The sequence below is a fragment of the Zarconia sp. genome (assembly GCF_057467645.1).
Genome location: NZ_JBRJXU010000103.1, coordinates 23,396 through 42,899 on the forward strand (window position 1 = coordinate 23,396; position 19,504 = coordinate 42,899).

General features: G+C 50.3%; 11 protein-coding genes and 1 pseudogene. 6 read left to right on the forward strand and 6 right to left on the reverse strand.

The window, feature by feature from the left end; genetic code table 11:
* Positions 1-14 precede the first annotated feature (14 nt).
* The 3 genes from AC2215_RS15820 to AC2215_RS15830 all read left to right on the forward strand — a co-directional run bounded on the left by AC2215_RS15820 (position 15) and on the right by AC2215_RS15830 (position 5,477).
* Positions 15-2,990, forward strand: a complete 2,976-nt coding sequence (locus AC2215_RS15820; protein WP_486810957.1) for a tetratricopeptide repeat protein — start codon at positions 15-17, stop codon at positions 2,988-2,990.
* 585 nt (positions 2,991-3,575) lie between these two features.
* Positions 3,576-4,373 (forward strand): SMP-30/gluconolactonase/LRE family protein, encoded by a 798-nt coding sequence (locus AC2215_RS15825; RefSeq protein ID WP_486810958.1) that lies wholly within the window; start codon positions 3,576-3,578, stop codon positions 4,371-4,373.
* A 903-nt stretch (positions 4,374-5,276) separates the two neighbouring features.
* Complete coding sequence (locus tag AC2215_RS15830) at positions 5,277-5,477, forward strand: hypothetical protein (RefSeq protein ID WP_486810959.1); 201 nt, start codon at positions 5,277-5,279, stop codon at positions 5,475-5,477.
* A 314-nt stretch (positions 5,478-5,791) separates the two neighbouring features.
* Here the strand turns inward: AC2215_RS15830 and AC2215_RS15835 are convergent, their stop codons facing one another.
* Positions 5,792-7,303 (reverse strand): hydroxysqualene dehydroxylase, encoded by a 1,512-nt coding sequence (locus AC2215_RS15835; RefSeq protein ID WP_486810960.1) that lies wholly within the window; start codon positions 7,301-7,303, stop codon positions 5,792-5,794.
* A gap of 238 nt (positions 7,304-7,541) precedes the next feature.
* On the opposite strand from AC2215_RS15835, the gene AC2215_RS15840 reads away from it, so the two are divergent.
* Positions 7,542-9,869, forward strand: a complete 2,328-nt coding sequence (locus tag AC2215_RS15840; protein ID WP_486810961.1) for a TolC family protein — start codon at positions 7,542-7,544, stop codon at positions 9,867-9,869.
* 277 nt (positions 9,870-10,146) lie between these two features.
* Here AC2215_RS15840 and AC2215_RS15845 read toward each other — a convergent pair whose 3' ends face one another.
* From AC2215_RS15845 to AC2215_RS15855, 3 genes are all read right to left on the reverse strand, one after another.
* Positions 10,147-10,959: an SDR family oxidoreductase gene (locus AC2215_RS15845; protein ID WP_486810962.1), complete on the reverse strand. Its 813-nt coding sequence runs from the start codon at positions 10,957-10,959 to the stop codon at positions 10,147-10,149.
* 470 nt (positions 10,960-11,429) lie between these two features.
* Positions 11,430-14,354: a choice-of-anchor D domain-containing protein gene (locus tag AC2215_RS15850; protein ID WP_486810963.1), complete on the reverse strand. Its 2,925-nt coding sequence runs from the start codon at positions 14,352-14,354 to the stop codon at positions 11,430-11,432.
* Between the two features lie 422 nt (positions 14,355-14,776).
* Positions 14,777-14,905 carry a hypothetical protein gene (locus AC2215_RS15855; RefSeq protein WP_486810964.1) on the reverse strand — a complete coding sequence of 43 codons (129 nt, stop codon included), beginning with the start codon at positions 14,903-14,905 and terminating at the stop codon, positions 14,777-14,779.
* A gap of 164 nt (positions 14,906-15,069) precedes the next feature.
* Between AC2215_RS15855 and AC2215_RS15860 the strand changes: the two genes are divergently transcribed.
* A complete protein-coding gene (locus AC2215_RS15860; RefSeq protein ID WP_486810965.1) occupies positions 15,070-15,192 on the forward strand; it encodes a hypothetical protein in 123 nt (40 codons plus the stop codon).
* Positions 15,193-15,647: 455 nt separating this feature from the next.
* Here AC2215_RS15860 and AC2215_RS15865 read toward each other — a convergent pair whose 3' ends face one another.
* Together AC2215_RS15865 and AC2215_RS15870 are read right to left on the reverse strand one after the other, a co-directional pair.
* Positions 15,648-16,673, reverse strand: a complete 1,026-nt coding sequence (locus AC2215_RS15865; protein WP_486810967.1) for an adenylate/guanylate cyclase domain-containing protein — start codon at positions 16,671-16,673, stop codon at positions 15,648-15,650.
* Positions 16,674-16,730: 57 nt separating this feature from the next.
* A pseudogene (locus AC2215_RS15870) lies at positions 16,731-17,105 on the reverse strand (PAS domain-containing protein); the annotation flags it as partial.
* 196 nt (positions 17,106-17,301) lie between these two features.
* Here AC2215_RS15870 and AC2215_RS15875 point away from each other — a divergent pair.
* Entirely contained in the window at positions 17,302-19,077 is a 1,776-nt protein-coding gene (locus AC2215_RS15875; RefSeq protein WP_486810966.1) for an ABC transporter ATP-binding protein, read from the forward strand.
* Positions 19,078-19,504 lie beyond the last annotated feature (427 nt).

The window sequence follows — 19,504 nt, forward strand, 5'->3', positions numbered from 1 at the left end:
CGCAGGAATTTCAGATGAAACACAACGATCGAGCAATCTTCGCTTGGATGTTGCGAAGCAGTGTTATCCTCTCGGCTTTCCTCCTCTCTTCGATATTCGCCGGCATTCGTCCCCCCATTGCTCGATCGCAAACCGCACCAACCGCACCAACGGTACAACCCGTCCCCACCCCTCAACCTCTACAAACGCCAACAACCGTTCCCGTTGCACCTGTCGCCGAAACCCTCTCCAACGAACAACTGCAAGAACTGCAACGGTTGCGCCAGGAACAGCAGGTGCAACAACAAGTTCTGCAGCGAACGACGACGACGTTTAATATTTTGCTGGCGGTATTGGTATTGTTGCTGGGAGCGGCGATCGCCACGTTAATCGTACTGCGGCGGGCGGTGATTCGCGAGGTGGCGGATGTGGTGCGCAAACACCTCAACGAACTCACGGATTTGGAAAGCAAGATTGCCAGCGCCCATCGCGACGTGCGCGGCATCCTCCAAGATACGGAAAAACTCACTTCCCAACTCGATCGCGAAGCCAGTGCGTTTGAAGATGAGATTGATGGCAAGCGATCGGGTTTATCCCACGTGGTGGGGGAACTTGCGGAGTCGAAACAGGAAGCGCTTCTGGAGGTGCAAACTCAGGTTGCTGATGCCCGCAGCACCTTGGAAAGTCTCGAATCCGATTTTGCCACAGAACTCGAAGGGTTGCGCGATCGGGCGGCAAAACGAGAGCAAGAAATCCTCGAACATCTCGAAACCCTCAAAGAAGAGTTATCTCCCCAACTGACTCAAATTCACGCGGAAGTTGTCGATCGCAAAGATGAAATTTTTGGAGATTGGGAAACCCTCAGCAAAGAGTTTGAACCGCAACTTTCTCAACTGCAAGCAGAGGCAGAAGAAACCCAAACTCGGGTTATTGAAAATATCGAAAGTCTCAGTCAAGAATTTGCCCCAAAACTCTCCCAACTGCACGGGGAAGTCTCTGAAAAGCAAGAGAAAGTTTTGGCAGAGTTGGAAAGTTCGATCGCCGAATTTACCCCCCAACTTTCGCAATTACAAGATAATTTTGAATCACAAAAAGAGGATGTTGTCAAGCATTTAGAAAAATCGAAAACCGACTTCGACAATCAACTCTTCGACCTCCAAGCTAACGCCCACAAACAGCGAGAAAGCGTTCTCCAAAACCTGGAAGCTCAAAGCGCCGAGTTTGCGCCGCAACTGTCTCAACTCCAGGCAGATGTGGCCCTGAAACGGGATGAAGCCTTGCGGGAAATCGAGCGATCGGGAGTGGATTTTGCCGCTCGCCTGGCAAACCTGCAAGTGGAAGTGCAAAAACAGCAGGAAACCAGTCTGGAGAACTTACAAAATCTGACGATTGAATTTGCACCCAAACTCTCAGTTTTAGAAGCGGAAATTAACGAGAAAAAAGAATCGGCGCTGCAAACTTTCCAACAGCTCGAAGAAGAGTTTTTAGAACGCCTGGAATCCCTGCAACAAGAGGCGCGAACCCAACGGGATTTAAGCTTAAATAATCTCGCCCAACTCGAATCGGAATTTGCGCCCCAATTTGCCGAAATTAAAGCCGCTGCCGAACAAAACGCCCACGTGCAAAAAGATGAAGCGTTAGCCGAACTGACGCGATTGGGAGTGGAAATTCCCACAGCATTATCGGAGTCGCAATCGCAAATTCAGGGTAAACTCGATCGAGCGCTGCAACACGTCGAACAACTCGAAAAAGAGTTAGCCCAACGGGTAGAAACATCCACCACCCAACTGCAAACCCAGCAAACCCAAACCGAGGGCAGTCTCAAGCAACTCGAAGCCGATGCCAGCAGCGAATTTTCCGAGTTGCGATCGGCGATTCGCACCCGCAAGGATTCCCTCCTGGCGAAAATCGATAAGCTCGAGGCAACCCTCACCGAACAACTCGAACAGGTGCAAACCGATGCCCGCGAGGAGAAAGGGAAGATTTTGCAGCAACTCGCCGAAATTTCCGCAACGGAGATTACCGAGTCGGCACTCGGGGAAGTTCTCGAACAAATTCAAACCCTCACCGAACCCCTGGAACGGTTGCAGTCGAACCATCCTCGTCTGTTTTTGAATCCCGACGATTATATCGAACGGGGAGATAGCGCGTTTGCCGAGGGGAACTACGAAACGGCGATTTCCGAGTACGATCGGGCGTTGGAATTGCAATCGGAAAATTCCGACTTGTGGCGTGCGAAAGGGAAGGCACTGTGGGAGATGCAGCGTTACGAAGATGCCATTGAAGCTTTCGATCGAGTCCTGGCATTGGAACCGGAAGATAGCGAAAGTTGGTACCATCGCGGCTTAGCCTTGAAGGAAATGAAACGCTACGAAGGGGCGATCGCGGCGTTTAATAAAGCCATTAAAGCCCGTCCCGAAGATTATAAAGCCTGGTTCAATCGGGGGATGGCATTAGGACGGATGAAACGCCACGAAGATGCGATCGCCTCCTTTGATAAAGCCCTGGAAATCGAACCGAGTTACTATCAAGCTTGGGTCGACCGGGGGGTAATCTTAGGGAAGCTGCAACAATCGGAGGCGGCGTTTGAGTCCTTTGATAAGGCGGTGCAGGTGCAGCCGGATAACGCCACGGCATGGCTGAATCGCGGCATGGCATTGCAGGTGTTGGAACGCTTCGACGAGGCGGCTGAATCCTTCGATAAAGCGGTGGAATTCAATCCCGATTCCCACAAAGCCTGGAACTATCGCGGTTACGTCCTGATTAAGCTCAGACGGGATGAAGATGCGCTGTCGAGTTTCGATCGAGCGATCGAGTTGCACGCAGAATACGCCGTCGCTCACTACAATAAAGCGGTTTGTTACGCCCTGCAAGGTCAAGTTCGATCGGCGTTGGGGAACTTAAAACGGGCGATCGACATCGATCCAGGATATCGCGATGAAGCCCGCACCGATCCGGATTTCGTGCCGATCGGGGAAGACGAACGATTCTGGCGGTTGTTGCAGGATTAGACATTCGTTGTCAATCCGTTGGGTTGTGGAGAGTTTCGCATTCTATCTCAAGCACCCAACGATTTATGCGATCTTCGTTTCGTTTCGTCGCCCCGTCGATACGATCGCTGCCTCACGATCCTCAAGTTGTGGGGCGATCGGGGGACGATATCTTTCCTGAAGATGAGATCGAATTCTGAATTACTGCGAATTGAACAAAAAGACAATTTATGGTCTCTCAGTCGATATATTGCAGAGTTTTACGGAACGATTGCACGTCGATCGTGAGCAAACTGCGTATTAACCGATCGAAAATGTGCTGAAATTGTAAATTCATTTCACAAGCCAGCGATCGGAGGGTCGACGCGCCGGAATTTCTCGATCGGTTAATTTCCGTAAATCTGCGAATTGCTCAATTGCATACAGTAATTTACTCTATCTCTAAGTTGAAAGTTGAAATTAAAACCAGGCAATATTAATTAATTTCAACGAATAAAAACTCAATGATTCAACAAGTCTTGTCTCGCCATAGAGCGAAGGTCGGTGCTACCGGTGTAGCTTTATCGAATGTGTAGCCAGCTTTCTAGATTTTGATGATTTTCAAAAATGAAAAAATTCTCAATGGCTTTGATTGGGTCTGCTATTTGCCTCTTGGGGACATCAAAGGCCGCGGAGGCTGTATCTTTTATTAATACGAGCAATGGACAGTTAGGAACGATCGAGAGTTCCACCGGTCTTTTTCTTCCCATAGAAACAGGTGCTCCCGCATTTTTCGATATCGGGATCGATTCCCAAAACAATTTTTTCGGGATGACTGGAGGGGCATCTCTTTACCGTGTCGATTTAAGCTCAAACACGAGTTCCTTTATTGGGAGTGCTGGAACTTTTATCAATGGTATCGGTTTTGATGACACAGATGTGCTTTACGGAACCGGAGGGAGTGGATTGTATACCATCGATCTCTTAACGGGAGCCGCATCGTTAGTTGCTAATATTAGTGGTTTTTCTAGCAGTGGCGACCTAGCTTACGATTCCAGACAGGATCGATTTTTTGCGACCTCTAATACCGGTAATACCGACCAATTGTGGTCCCTTGAAAAGGATGGTACAGCCACTCTCATTGGTGATGTAGGCTTTAACAATGTGTATGGCTTGCTTTTTGAGGATGGAACTCTGTTCGGTTATACCGCAAATCGGCAACAAATCTCGCTCGATCTAACAACAGGAGCTGGGAATTTCGAGGGAAATGTTTCTGGCACGACTGGTTCAATTTTCGGAGCAGCATCCTCAATTTCCGAACCCACATCGGTTCCCGAACCCACAGCTTCCCTTATCGCTTATGGTGTTGTTCTAGGCTTTGGCTTCCTCAAGCACAAGCTCGGCAAAAAGCCTCATTCGGCTTAATCCAATAGACCTCTTGCATGAATCAATTAGCCTAACTCAAATCGAAATCGATCGCCTTTGAAAGCTGATAAACTCTGAGCCGACAAAGCCATCTTCGGTTGCGATTGCATTCTGGTTACGATCTGCAAGCATCTTTTAGATTTGTGCAAGAGGTCTAACCTGGATTATTCACCAAATGCGAAAATTCTGAACGCTCTCGAACCTCAGAAAACAGACTGTTTTTCGAGTAAATTGTCAGCTGGCTTATTCCGATCGAGGAATCGAACCCTATGGAAAATCGATCGAACATTCTCTGAAAATTGATGGCGAAATCGAAAATATACCTGTCGTCAAATTCAATGAATCCAATCGCAGTCAGTTCCGACTCTTTTTTCTCGAAGCCGTTGCGCTAAAAAGCGATCGTCTTTTAGCTCAACTCACCGAATCTTTCGATAAAAATGACTACGACGAAGTAACGTATCGATTGAGAAAGCTACAAGAACTTCGCAAAGGCATTGAAAATCCAACACATCAATTTTTGCAGCGAGTTTAGCTGGGATTATCCACCTTCATTTGATAAAAGTACGACAATTAAACAGAGCTTCGCCCCAGAGTTGATAAAATTCATTCTATCACAACGCTGAAACCCTTGCAATTTCGTTCGGAAAATTCTCGCTATTCTCAATAAAGCGGGATAATTCTCAGTTATTTTTCTCTCGCGACACCAATTTTTGAGGGGAGTGAGGGAGTCGCGACGAGTCGATCGGTTTGGAGAAAATTATTCCGATCGCACTGGAAACCTGACAAAACAGTATCAGGTTAGGGTAAAGTGAGCAATTGGGTGGCGATCGAACTCGTTAAACCCGCGCCAGCTAAGCTATCCCCCCGACCCAAATCCCCCATTCACATCACAGGAGTGAGACTTTGAGCGACATTGCGATTCCCGGTTTACCCATCATCGATTCGAGTTTAATCGTCCCGTTGATGGTGTTGCACTTGATTATCGGTGGGATTGCCGCGACGGTGGCATTTCGCAAAGGTCGCAATTTGGGGTTGTGGATTGTTATTGGAGCGATCGGCGGAACTCCCGCGTTGATTGCGGCATTATTGCTCAAGGAAGATTGAAGCGAATCGGCATCTTCTCCAGAAGGGTTAAGGGTTAAGGGGGAAGGGGAAAGGGAAAGACACGGTGACGCGGTGAAGGGGAAACGGGAGACAAGGAGGACGTTTTTGTAGGGTGGGCAAAACAACGTTAGTTGCGATCGCCTAAAATGTCATCGAATTTGCCCACCGTCGAAGGTTCTAGCTACACCCCAGGTTGGTGGGCAACGCTGGATTGGGAAGCGTCATTTTCACAACCAATTTACGGTCACCATTTCCCACCCTACATCCCGATCCATTGTCAATTGTCAATTGTCAATTGTCCATTTCCCAAAAACTTACGGTAGCCAAATCTCCGGTAAGATTCCACGACCGAAATCCCGAACCGTCCGGTTAAGATCGCGCAATGCTTGAATGTGGGGTTCGTCCGGCTCCACCGGTTCGATCGCCGCTTTTTGCCCCAATCCCATGCGATCGATAACTAAATTTGCCGCTTCTAATCCAGTGACGTATGCCTTTTCCTGCGACCAGGAACCGTGACGGTTGGCAATCCAATCTCCACTCATATAAATATTATTAAAACTCGTCCGTCCTCGCAGCAAATACTGATAACAACCAGGGAAAAAGTGCGTCACGGCTTGAGAGAGGCGGACTACCGCTCGATCGATAACGTTTGCTTCCCGAAATTCAGGGATGCAAGTGGTGAGGTAATTATGAACGATCGAGACAATTTCCTCATCATCGAGGGGTAAAAACTGGTTGGCGTGGTAGAAATCTACCTCAATAACGCTACCGGGTTCGTCGCGCCATTCATCGTGGAGGGCGTTGAGATCGAAAAACGTCCAACCCGTTGTCGCATCAAAGCCAAAACAAGCATTCGACGGCAGGGGAACCTTGACTTTGCGATCGAACCACAAGCGCGTTCCCAAAACATCCACCGCCCCCAGATTGAACAGATTGCGAAATTCCGGGCGACTTTGCAACAGGGAACTGCCGGCGACGATCTTCTTCATCCCCGTAATCCCGACCGAGAAAATCACCGCATCGGCATCGAACACCTCATCGCCGCAAACGACTCCGGTAATTTCCCCCGATTCATTCGATCGCAAATCGCTGACTCGGCGGTTGGTGAGGATTTTGCCCCCCGCTTCCGCGATGCGATCGCACCAGGGACTGAAAATATACTCTCCCACCGTTCCCCGACACCAAACCACGTCAAAATCCGGCTGGTGGGCCAAAATGAAGTAATAGAGCATTCCCAGGGCAGCCGCCGCCGAACATTGCTCCCCAGGGGCAAATAAACCCACCAATAGCATTGGGTTAAACGCATCCCGATACAACCGCGACGACACCCCGAACTGCTTGAACAACTCCCGCGCCGTCACCGCATCGTAGCGCTTCCACGCCTCATCGGAATTATCGAAATCGATCGTCGCGTACAACAAGGGTAATGCCGAAAGGCGATCGCTCAGGGGTAATCGTTTGAAGCGAGTATAGAGAAACGTTCCCAAGGGCGACGGCAAGCGCGGTTCGTCCTGAAAAATCGGCGACTCCACTTCCAACCCCGCCGGAGAATATTGGGAAGAACGAGTCCAGGGGGTAAACGGACTCAACCCCAACTCCCGCACCAAACTAAAAATATTGCGGTAGGGATACCAAAAGCCGTGGATTCCCGCCTCCACCGAACGTCCCCCCGGCGTTTTCCAACCCGCAACCAATCCCCCCGGTTGGGAACCCGCTTCGAGCAGGGTAACGTCGTAACCCTGACGGGCCAAGTGGTAGGTGGCACCCAACCCCGCCCAACCCGCGCCGACGACGACGACTTTTTTGCGTTCCAATCCTGTTGACATGAAATTTCGATGGAGTAATTTAGTGAATCAAGCAGCAGCGAACCCAATCGCAGCACATTGAATGTTCGAACGAACTATTTGAATTGTGACAGGACGAGGGGTACGATGCATTTTGAGTTGCAAGCGAGTGCAATTTTCGTGCGCCGATCGTCCATAGCTGCTATGGTGCTAAGTGCGCCTTTTACGCGCGTCCCCAATTGAACAAGGTTTCTTCAGAAGCAGACCAGGTCAGAAACTTATGCCAACTCTTCGTTATTTGATGGCTGCCGGTGTGAGTGTAGCGATTGTCTTAAATAGTTTGGAAGCCGAAGCTTCCGAAAAAAACCCTCCCAGAATCGCCGTTTCTCCTCTTGCCTCCCAAAACGAGGCATTACCATTCGACGTTACCCCCGCTAAAATTACGTCGAAAGCATCTGCTGACCCTTCTGAATCTTCCGAATCTTCCGAACTGGCGCTCGATCGAACCGCGACGCCTCCAGAAGAAGAAACCTTACCCTCCCTAGAATTCGATCGACCTAACTCCACACAAACCCCGATCGAAACCGTCGCACAAACTCTCCCAGAAACGGACATAACGACATCTGAGGAAGCGGTTGAGGTCATCGAAGATAACCCCATCGAAGTGGCTGAAGAAAGCACCGCGACGGAACCCGAACTCGAATCCGCATCGACTATCGAGGACAACTTCACCGAAGCGGCTTCTGAAACCTCTACAGAATTGACTGAACCCGAACCCGAATCGGCAGCAATACCCGAAGAAACCCCGACCGATGCTTCCGAAGTCACCACAGAATCAACGGAACCCGAACCCGAACCCGAATCGGTAGCAACACCCGAAGAAACCCCGACCGATGCTTCCGAAGTCACCACAGAATTGACGGAACTCGAACCCGAACCCGAATCGGTAGCAACACCCGAAGAAACCCCAACCGATGCTTCCGAAGTCACCACAGAATTGACGGAACTCGAACCCGAACCCGAATCGGAAGCAACACCCGAAGAAACCCCGACCGATGCTTCCGAAGTCACCACAGAATCGACTGAATCCGAACCGATCGAAATTGTCGAAGAACCGCAAGTCTCCCCCGAAGCCCTGATTGAAGCCCAACAGTCGGGCTTAACTCCCCTCACCGAAGAAGAGGCCGACACCGCTCAGACCATCACTGTTCCGCCGGCGTTTCTCAATCCCAGTCCCAATCCTTTACTCTTTCCCACGCGACCCAGCGAAGTCGAAATCGTCACCACCGAGGCGATTACCCTCGAAGAAGCCTTAGAACTGGCGCGGCAAAATAACCTAGAGTTAGAGCGATCGATTCTCGAACTCGATCGCTCTCACGAAAACTTGCGGGAAGCCCAAGCCGATTTATATCCCAATATCGACCTGCAACTGGGCTTGGCTCGGACGGATTCGGCGAGTACAGAACTTTCGATCGATCGATCGGTGAACAACTCATTGGATAACCCGCTCGAGACCCGAAGTGAAGAGGAAATCAGAGAAGATATCGACGAACAAGGATTCTTGAATCCCGTTTCTACCAACCTCTCCGGTCAAATCGGCATCACCTACAATATCTTCACCTCCGGTCTGCGCGGCGCTCAAATTACCACGGCTGAACTACAGCTTCGCCAAGATGAACTAGAAGTCGAACGCATTAGCGAAGAGATTCGCTTAGATGTCGCCACGGCCTACTACGATTTGCAGGAAGCAGACGGTAACGTGCGCATTAACGAAGCTGCCGTCACCAACGCCGAAAAAAGCTTGGAAGACGCGGAAGCCCTGGAACGCGCGGGGGTGGGAACTCAGTTCGACGTGCTGCGGGCCGAGGTGAACTTAGCCAACGCCGAGCAAGATTTAACCGGCAGCTTGAGCGACCAACGCATTGCTCAACGACAGTTGGTGCAAGTGCTCAACATCGACCAGCAAGTCAATCTAGTCGCCGCCGACCCGGTAGAAGTGGCGGGATTGTGGGAGTTATCCCTAGAACAAACCATCGTTGCGGCCATTAAAAATCGAGCCGAACTCGAACAGCAATTACTACAACGGGATATTAGCGAACAGCAACGACGAGCGGCCCTGTCGCAAATTGGACCGCAAGTCAGCGTGAGTGCCAACTACAACATCCTCAACGATTTAGATGAAGATACTGGGTTTGCAGACGGAACCTCTATTCAGTTGCAAGGAACCTGGCGACTGTTCGATGGCGGCGCTGCCAGGGCCGCCGCTCGCCAGCAGGAAATTAACGCCGAAATTGCCGAAAATCAGTTTGCCGAACAGCGCAACCAGATTCGTTTTAGCGTCGAACAGTTCTATTCGGATTTAGATGCAAACTTCGAGAGCATTCAAACCGCTCAAAAAGCCCTCGAACAAGCCGAAGAAGCCCTAGAATTGGCTCGATTGCGCTTCCAAGCGGGTGTGGGAACCCAGACGGAGGTGATCGACTCGGAAACGGATTTAACCCGCGCGGAGGATAACCTCCTCGATGCAATTATTAGCTATAACCGATCTCTGGTGGGATTGCAGCGCACTGTCAGCAATCTGCCCCTCACCGATTACGTCCTCGAATAAAAATTCATTTTGGATAAGAAGTTTCTGGCAAGGGTGGGGAATGGGGAATGGGGAATAGGGAATGGAGCATTTTCCTCCCCTACCAGGTATTGTACCCAACTTGAATGTTGGTTAAGAGTTAAATTTTCAATGCTTCAACAACGCGATCGGGTTTTTGCCGATTTCTGGGTCACGGTAGCATCAGGCTTTGGGCTTATCCAAAACTGACGTTATATGAATTACCCGGATCTGATATGACTCTCAAATCTCACCCAGAGTGGGGATGACCGCCTGCAACTCAACCCGAATTCACGTCAAAGACGTCCCGCTGACGAAAGGGGGAAACGAGCAAACGCCCGATCGCTTTTGAGGGAGTCAGCCACGCGATGCGAACGCCGGATTTGGTATTGGCGAGAATGCGATCGACTAACCACGGGGCAACGGTTTCCACTCGATCAGCCAACAGGTTCAACAGTCGTTTCGTCCGTTCCCAGTCGAGTACTTGCGCTTCGTCAGTAAAATCGTACTGCCCGCGGAGCAACTCGGTAACGACGATGCCCGGACTGATTGCCCCGACGAGAATTGGGGTGTCTCGGGTTTCTCGCACCAGGGATTCGGTGAGGTAGCGGATGCCGTATTTGGTGGTGCCGTAGAGGGTCAAGTACCGGATTTTGTCGCCGCCACTACCCGCCCCTTCGAGATTGTAGACTGCGCCGTACCCTTGTTGGAGCATTCGGGAAATTGCGACTTTTGCCCCGTACATCGTACCGATGAGGTTGGTTTCCACGACGCCCGAAATGCGATCGGGGGTTTGTTCCCACACCGGCAGGCGAGGGTTGGCAATGCCGGCGTTGTTAATCCAAATCTCGATATTGCCGAAACGCTCGATCGCGCCTTCCCACAATCGTTCTACGTCCTCGAAGTTACGAACGTCACCGGCAAAAGCCAAAATGCGATCGTCATTGAATTTGGCGCTGAGTTTGCGTTCTGCTGCCTCCAGGGTATCCGCCGTACGTCCGCAGATGGCAACGCGACAGCCGCGCTCGAGAAAGGCTTCGGCGAGTCCGTATCCCAAACCCCGGCTGCTACCGGTAATGACGATCGTTTTCATCTGAATTTTAAGTCTGTTTTAATGGCAACTGCGGTACGGGTGGTTCGATCGCAGTCGCGTTTCTCAATTTTCCCTTATCGTTTTCCCAGCTTCACTTTTGGTGATAGAGTAAAAACGCCCTAAAATTTTCTGGGGAGGGGGAAGGTATGTCTAGTTTTATAGATTTTCCCGGAGTCTTCTTTTTTCGAGTCGCAAAATTCGCGATATTAAGCTATATTTAGGCAAATCTGAGGGTAAGAGAGAAAAGCGATCGAATTTTGCTCCGAAATATCTCCGGTTTTCTCCCGATTTCAGCAATATGCTTCAGGTCAACTCAAGAGTGTTCTGCAAAAACTCCCTCGAAAAACTGAAAAAATCCAACGACGATGCACGAGTTTTTCTTAGATAAGGAATTTGCATCGATTCTCTCAAATTTTCTCGAGTTTCTCTTATAATTTTCCCACCCACCCCGATCCTAATAAGAATGTGACTTACAAAACGGCGAAATCAGTAGAATCGATCGCCCCAACATTCACATTCTGCAACGTCACCACTAATCCCGTGGCAGTCATCTGGGTATCGTTCCCCACCTGAGCGATCGTTAAATCGGCAAAGGTCAATCCATCGAGCAAACCGATAATATCCACCCCATCGGTAAAGTCAGCAATGATGTCGATACCATCGCCAAAACGGAAGTCAAAGCGATCGCCTCCCGCACCGCCAATGAGGAGGTCATCTTCCAAATTTCCCCTCACTACGTCATTACCCGCACCACCGATGACGATATCGTTATCCCGACCGCCGAACAGCATGTCATCGCCATCGTCGCCGTCGAGAACATCTGCCCCAGCATTGCCGAACACAACATCATTTCCAGCATTCCCATCGAGAGTGTCGTTGCCGAAATCTCCCACCATCAGATCGATGCCCTCACCGCCAATGGCAAGATCGTCATCTTGACCGGCAAAGATGAGGTCATCTCCAACACCGCCATCAATGGTGTCCGTTCCAGTATTGCCAAAAATCACATCGTTGCCATGGTTGCCATCGAGGCGGTCTACTTCTCCAAATCCAGCGATAATGTCGTCGCCAGCTAATCCGCACAAGGCATTGGCATTTTCATCTCCCAGGAGAAGATCGTCGCTGCCATCACCGTCATTGCCGCATATACCAGTGGTGGGGAAATCCGGAAGGCGAATTACCAATTGGTCGAGGATGAGGCGGACATCGGGCAAGGGTTCCGGTGCGATCGGTTCTAGCATGAGTTCCATTGCGAGTTCCAGTGTCAGATCCTGCGTGGATTCGGGTATGGTACTCAGAGTTGCGGGGGAATTTTCCGGTTCGGTGGGAGGTGGCGCGATCGGGGTATTTTCAACGGTATAGATTTCGTCGGTACTCGGTTCGCTCCTCGGTAGAGCCTTGCCCACTAAGTTCGCTAAGTCGGCAATATTTTGCCTTCTGGCGAGGTTGAGTCCCACCGTCCCGTTGAAGTCGGCTAAGTCGCCTCCGGACACGGTGATGTCGTACACAGAGGCGTTGACTGGGGCGTTGACTGGGGTGACATCGGTGATGGTAGCGGTGGTGCCACCATCCACCACAAAATCAGTGCTGTCTACATTTCGGACGTTTTCGTTGAAAGTGGCGCGGAAGACTAAGGTATCGGCGTCGGTGGGGTTGGTCGCTGGGGTGTTGCGGGCGATACTCATTAAGGTGGGGGCAGCGGCATCGATTCCCGTGCCTTGGATGTCGAAAGTGTAGGGGTTTTCGTCACCATCGTCGTTGGCGATGGTGAGGGTGGCGGTACGGAGACCAAAGGCGGAGGGATTGAAGGTAATGGAGAATGAGGTGGTGTTTCCAGAAGGAATAGAGGAGATGGGAACGACAGTAACGCTGAAGTCAGCGGCATGGGTTCCGGTAATGTTGACGAACGGGGTGTCGGATAGGGTTAAGTCGAGGTCGCCAGTATTTTTGATCGTAAACGTTTTGACAACGGTGCCGCTCGTCAAATCAGCACTGCCGAAGTTGGTATCGTCTGCCGTGTCGGGGGTGGTATCTCCCGAGATAATGGAGATGCCGTTCCCCTGAATGTTGATGTTGGGTTGAACCTCGAAAGCGCCGATGTCAACATTCGTGTTGAAAATGCGGGAGAAATCGGTGCTGCGCTGGTCGGTAGTGGTGTCCCTCGGCACGTCGCCATTGTTCCCGGTATCAATGGCGGGAGAACCGGATTGGAGGGCATGGGTTTGGGTGAGACCACCATTATCGGCAAGGGGAAGAAGTTGGGGATCGACTCCTGTGAGGTTGTTGGTGTCATTCGCGATCGTGGCACCAGCAGCGTCTGTAATCAGACTATATTGAACGGTATTCAAATCTCCACTAATGTCATTGCCACTGCCGTTGGCAGTGTTGTTGGCAACGATCGAATTCGAGATGGTAACGGTGCCGCCATCACGACGAACACCGCCCCCATATCCCTGGGTCGTATTGTTGGCGATCGTGCTATTGACAATCGTCATCGTACCCTGTCGATTATTGATTCCGCCCCCACTCCCGCTGCGGGCATCATTCCCGGAAACGGTGCTATTGATTAGAGTTGCATTACCATAATTTCTGATGCCTGCTCCTCCACGTCCTTGGTTCTGCACATTTCCCGATATCGTGCTGTTGGTAATCGTCAGGATTCCAAACCCATGGGTAATACCAGCACCACCGTCTAAACCACTGCCCGCGATGTAATTATTAGAAACGGTGCTGTCGGTCAGGGTTAAATCGCCGCGAAAGCTTAAAATCCCACCGCCAAAAATATTGCCGCCCAAGGCTGAGTTTCCGGAAACGGTACTCCTTGTCAAGGTAATATCGCCTGTGTTGTTATAAATCCCCGCGCCCCAGTCTTGATGAGTGGTCGTGGTGTTACCGGAGACGGTGCTGTCGATGAGTACCAAATTGCCAGCAGAACTCCAAATCCCACCCCCTTTGTTGTTGGCGGTGCTATTGGTCACCGTTGCATTGTCGAGGGTTAGCGTCCCCGTGCTAGAAAATAGAATTCCGCCCCCAGTCCCGTTGGCGTTACCATTCTGAAGGGTGACATCTTGAAGGCGGACATTATTCGCCGTGATGTTCAACACTCGACTGGTATTGTTGGCATCGATGAATAAGTTAGTTTGCCCCGTCCCCGCGACGATCAGATCCTCGGTGATGTTCAGTTGCGTTCCTGCCAGGGTAATGGTCTGCGCTCCGGAAAAGACGGTAGCATCGAACTGAATTTCGTCGTTGGTGTTGTCGAAGATAATCCCATCAAAGTCGGTGTTGCCAGCAGCGTCGTTGGTGTTGAGAGAATTAATGGCTTCGCGGAGGGTAATGACACCATCTCCGGCGGTGATGTTGTCGTCGAGACTGGTAACGGTAACGATCGCCATAAGTTTATAATGCTGCGATAAAATTTCTCGAATTACGTCGAATGAAGTAGATGCTAGAGTGAGGCAAATTCGTTCAAATTCAGAAGTCGCTGGATTTGGGTAGCACCTGGAATCCTCATCAGGTCAGGGTCGCATTTAATTCATCTCAGGCGTGAATTGGGAGTTGTCACTCGATGAAAATCGATCGCCATCCGCGCAGATTGGGATGCAGACCCTCTCTTCCGTTCTAGCCTTGCAGTGTGACCCATCGCCTCAGTAAAATTTCGTCAGTATAGCACTACGCACATACCTTAGGACACCATCATCTCCGTCTTCCCCTCTGGGTAGTGGGTCATTTTTCTGAACGTCCTAACCTAAGCGCGTAGCGCTATATCACTTCAGAAGAAGGCATAAAACTTGATAGCAGCCCGCGCTATTGAGGATTACACCACAGCGAAATCCGTAGAATCGATCGCTCCAGCATTCACCCCTTGCAACGTCACCACCAATCCCGTGGCGGAAATCTGGGTATCGCTACCCACTTGAGCAATCGTTAAATCTGCAAAGGTCAATCCATCAATTAGACCGATAACATCTACCCCATCGGTAAAGTCGGCAATGGTGTCATTGCCATCTCCAGTGCGGAAGTCAAAGCGATCGTGCCAAAACTGGCAATGCCGCCTCCGTTTTCAGCGGAATTTCCCGAGACCGTAGAGTTAGTGAGGGTTACATCTCCTTGACTGTTAATACCACCACCCCTGTCGTCAGCCCAATTGTGCGAAACGGTAGAGTTGGTGAGGGTAACTCCTCCTCGATTGAAAATGCCGCCACCGCCGAAGTTACTAGCAGTATTGCCTGAGACGTCATCCCTTCACACCCGTAAGATCGCGTCAGTATTACTTCGGAGGAAGACACAACACTTTGAAAGCTCTCATCGCATCAACAATATAAGCCGAAAAAATATATAGCGGTATTCACTGTGGTTAGGACACTTCCAACAATCGTATCGTTGGAAACCCGAGCAAGATGCTCGCACTATTGTCCTAACCTGGATTATTCACGACGCCGATCGTGAATGCCTAAAACCCTGAACAGTCAATGAATTCGGGAATTGTAGCTCGATCGCCCACCGTGGTGGAGACAAAACGGGTCTATCGACTGATACTGAAGGCTTTCAGCTGTTTTGAGAAGGTTATCATGAATAATCCAGGCTAACCCGACTGAATACGGCTATCTGTTTACGAATATAATTTTCTGCAACTTAGGTTGAATATTATTAAATAATTTAAAACCGACAATACTGAGATTTTAAAATTAAAAAAAATCGCAACGATCGACTAACCAATAGGTCATCATTTGACCTTTCCCCTTCACCTCAATTTCACCGCGACATTCAAACTGATATTTATCTTTTAAAACCGCGTAAGTTTCCCGACTCACTTGAATCTTTCCCGGCAGACCTGACGATTCCATCCGAGAGGCGACATTCACCGCATCTCCCCATAAATCGTAGATAAACTTTTTAATACCAATCACCCCGGCAACCACCGACCCCGTATTGATACCGATCCGAATTTGAAACGGTTCGCCCACTTCTTTTTGAAACTGGGAAATCGCCTCTTGCATATCTAATGCCATCTGGGCGATCGCCTCGGCATGATTGGGCGAAGGAATCGGCAATCCTCCGGCCACCATATAGGCATCGCCAATGGTTTTAATTTTCTCCACGCCGTATTTTTGGGCGAGTCGATCGAACTTCGAGAAAATTTGATTGAGAACTTGTACCAATTCAAATGGTTTTAATCGCGTAGACAGGGGAGTAAAGCCAACAATATCCGCAAATAAAATCGTCACATTTTCAAAATTTTCGGCAATGCAACTGGGGTCTTTTTTGAGTTTTGCCGCGATACTTTTTGGGAGAATATTGAGGAGTAACCCTTCCGATTTATTTTTCTCCAAACGCAGGGCTTTTTCGGCGCGAATGCGATCGCTGACATCCGATTGCACGCCGATAAAATGGGTCAGGCGATCTCGATCGTCGTAAATGGGAGAAATCGCCAGTTCGTTCCAAAAAGGCGTTCCATCTTTACGATAATTGAGCAACGTCACCGTACAATCTTCCCCGAGATGAATTGCCTTTCGCAGAATATCGACATCTGCTTGATTTGTTTTCTTCCCCTGCAAAAATCGGCAGTTATAACCCAACACTTCCGTAGGAGGATATCCGGTAATCCTCTCAAAGGCGGGATTGACGTAAATCAGCGGCATATCCGGCAATCTGGCATCGGCAATCACAATCCCGACGCTGCTGGCAGCCAAAGCGCGATCGCGCAACCTCACCGCTTCCTGGATTTTCGTGCGATCGGCCCCGCTACCGTGCCAGCTGCGTTCGGTAACATCCTCCGCAATCCCGTAACTGAAACCATCCTCGTACGCCGATAACCGCCACTCCAGCCAGCGATAGCCACCATCTCGGCAGCGATAGCGATTTTTATACCGAATGGGACGGTCTTGAGGACTCGCCGCCAAACAGGCATCCTCCATTTCCTCCGTCATATCCACATCCCCCGGATGGACGAATTCGATCCAAGGACGAGATTTCAACTCTGCCAACGTCCAGCCCAAGGTTTTCGTCCACATAGAGTTCAGTTCGATAAAATAGCCCTTTGCACTGCGAACGCATAACAAATCCAGGGAAAGATTGAAGAATGCTTGTAGGGAAACGTCTCCTCGTTGTTGGTGTCGATCGCTATCTTGGCGCGCAAGTTTCATGACAGGGTTCCCAGGTACAACACACCGATAATTTTTTGCACCCTAACCCGATTCTTAAACGTTAATTGCTATTATGACATCTCATTCTTCAATCGTTAATAACTCAGATCAATTCACTTTGAGTTATTCATTATCTATTATTCCTCTTATACCCGGCTTGGGTATCTCCCTCCAAATTTTTCCCTCTAAATTTCTCATGACTCAGCGTCAATCCGTCCATCCCTTCAAACGGTTGTTTGCCTACGGCAATCAGTACCAAACACAAATGTGGCAGGCAACCGCTTGCTCCATTCTCAATAAAATCTTCGACCTCGCACCCCCGGCTTTAATCGGTGCGGCGGTGGATGTGGTCGTTCAAAAACAAGATTCCCTCATCGCCCAACTTGGAGTACGCGACGTCTTCGGACAACTGCTAATTTTGGCCCTTTTAAGCTTCATCATTTGGGGACTCGAATCGGTTTTTGAATACGCCTACCAACGACTTTGGCGCAACCTCGCCCAAACCATCCAACACGACTTGCGCCTCGATGCCTACCGCCACTTACAAGAACTCGAACTCGCCTATTTTGAAGACCGCAGTACCGGCGGTTTGATGTCAGTTTTGAGCGACGATATCAATCAGTTGGAACGGTTTCTCGATGGGGGTGCCAATGAAGTGATTCAAGTCGCCACCACAATCGTTACCGTAGGCGGCACCTTCTTTCTCCTCGCCCCCGGCGTTGCGTGGATGGCGATGTTGCCCATGCCCTTCATTCTCTGGGGATCGATCGCCTTTCAACGCAGCCTCGCCCCCCGGTACGCTGACGTGCGAGAAAAAGTCAGTTTGCTCAACGGGCAACTGGCCAACAACCTCTCGGGAATCACCACCATTAAAAGCTTTACCGCCGAACACTACGAAGCCCGACGCATCGAAGCCGAAAGTAACGCCTATCGCCGCAGCAACGAACGGGCGATCGCCCTGAGTGCGGCATTTGTCCCCCTCATTCGCATCATTATCTTGCTCGGTTTTACTGCCACCCTAGTCTTTGGCGGTTTGGGGGCAGTCAACGGCACCCTGGCAGTGGGAACCTACAGCGTGTTGGTATTCCTCACCCAACGTTTGCTGTGGCCTCTGACGCGATTGGGACAAACCCTCGACGAATACCAACGGGCGATCGCCTCAACTCGACGAGTACTCAGATTGCTCGATACCCCGATCGCCATTCATCCCGGTGACAAACCCCTACCCCTAGAAGCCGTGAACGGGGAGATAAAAATTGAAGATGTGACCTTTGCCTATCGCGATCGCCAACCGGTCATTTCCAACCTCTCGCTGCATATCCCGACCGGAAAAACCGTTGCCATCGTCGGTTCCACCGGTTCGGGCAAAAGCACGATCGTCAAACTCCTGCTGCGATTTTACGAAGTCCGATCGGGCAGGATTACCCTCGATGGCGTCGAATTGCAGGATTTACAATTCCAGGACTTGCGGCGGGCGATCGGACTCGTGAGTCAGGATGTCTTCCTCTTTCACGGCACCGTCGCCGAAAATATCGGCTACGGCAGCTTTGATGCCACCCTCCCCAAAATTGTCTGGGCTGCAACCGTTGCCGAAGCCCACGACTTCATCATGCAATTGCCCCAGGGCTACGATACCATCGTCGGGGAACGAGGACAGAAGCTTTCCGGGGGACAGCGACAAAGATTAGCGATCGCGCGAGCAGTGCTCAAAAATCCGCCCATCCTCATTTTGGACGAAGCCACCTCCGCCGTCGATAACGAAACCGAAGCCGCCATCCAACGCTCCCTCGAACGTATCACCCAAAACCGCACCACCATTGCGATCGCCCATCGTCTCTCCACCGTCCGCAACGCCGATCGTATTTACGTCATGGAACGAGGCAAACTCGTTGAGGCCGGAACCCACGAAGAATTACTCAACCAAGGGGGAGTTTACGCCGGTTTGTGGCGAGTGCAGATGGGATTGCGCTAAGGGCTTTGGGAGTAGGGGAGACAAGGGCTTTAGGGTTTAGGGGCGCGCGCATCCCGCGCGATTAATTATGAGTGAAACGATACCGAACATATCCAAATGCTATAGCCCTCACGCATGACTGCGCTAACGCGCTTCGCCCTCCGGAGACAAGGGAGAGGGGGGATACAAGGGAGAGGAGAATTATTCAATTAAATGTTCCCCATGGGTGAATTATTTAGAAAATCGCTCGTTTTTTAATTACCATATTTAGTGTGTTTACTCGAGTAACTCTTCAGTTCTAGACGGTTTCCGATCGCCGAGCAATGTTTATATCCCATAAGCATTTTCCATTCTCTATTGGTGAATTATTTAGAAAATCGCTCGTTTTTTAATTACCATATTTAGTGTGTTTACTCGAGTAACTCTTCAGTTCTAGACGGTTTCCGAT

Bases quoted from the DNA above. Each gene is read 5' to 3' on its own strand.
- AC2215_RS15820 (WP_486810957.1), top strand. From the start codon at position 15: ATGAAACACAACGATCGAGCAATCTTCGCTTGGATGTTGCGAAGCAGT.
- AC2215_RS15825 (WP_486810958.1), top strand. From the start codon at position 3,576: ATGAAAAAATTCTCAATGGCTTTGATTGGGTCTGCTATTTGCCTCTTG.
- AC2215_RS15835 (WP_486810960.1), bottom strand. From the start codon at position 7,303: ATGTCAACAGGATTGGAACGCAAAAAAGTCGTCGTCGTCGGCGCGGGT.
- AC2215_RS15840 (WP_486810961.1), top strand. From the start codon at position 7,542: ATGCCAACTCTTCGTTATTTGATGGCTGCCGGTGTGAGTGTAGCGATT.
- AC2215_RS15845 (WP_486810962.1), bottom strand. From the start codon at position 10,959: ATGAAAACGATCGTCATTACCGGTAGCAGCCGGGGTTTGGGATACGGA.
- AC2215_RS15850 (WP_486810963.1), bottom strand. From the start codon at position 14,354: ATGGCGATCGTTACCGTTACCAGTCTCGACGACAACATCACCGCCGGA.
- AC2215_RS15875 (WP_486810966.1), top strand. From the start codon at position 17,302: ATGACTCAGCGTCAATCCGTCCATCCCTTCAAACGGTTGTTTGCCTAC.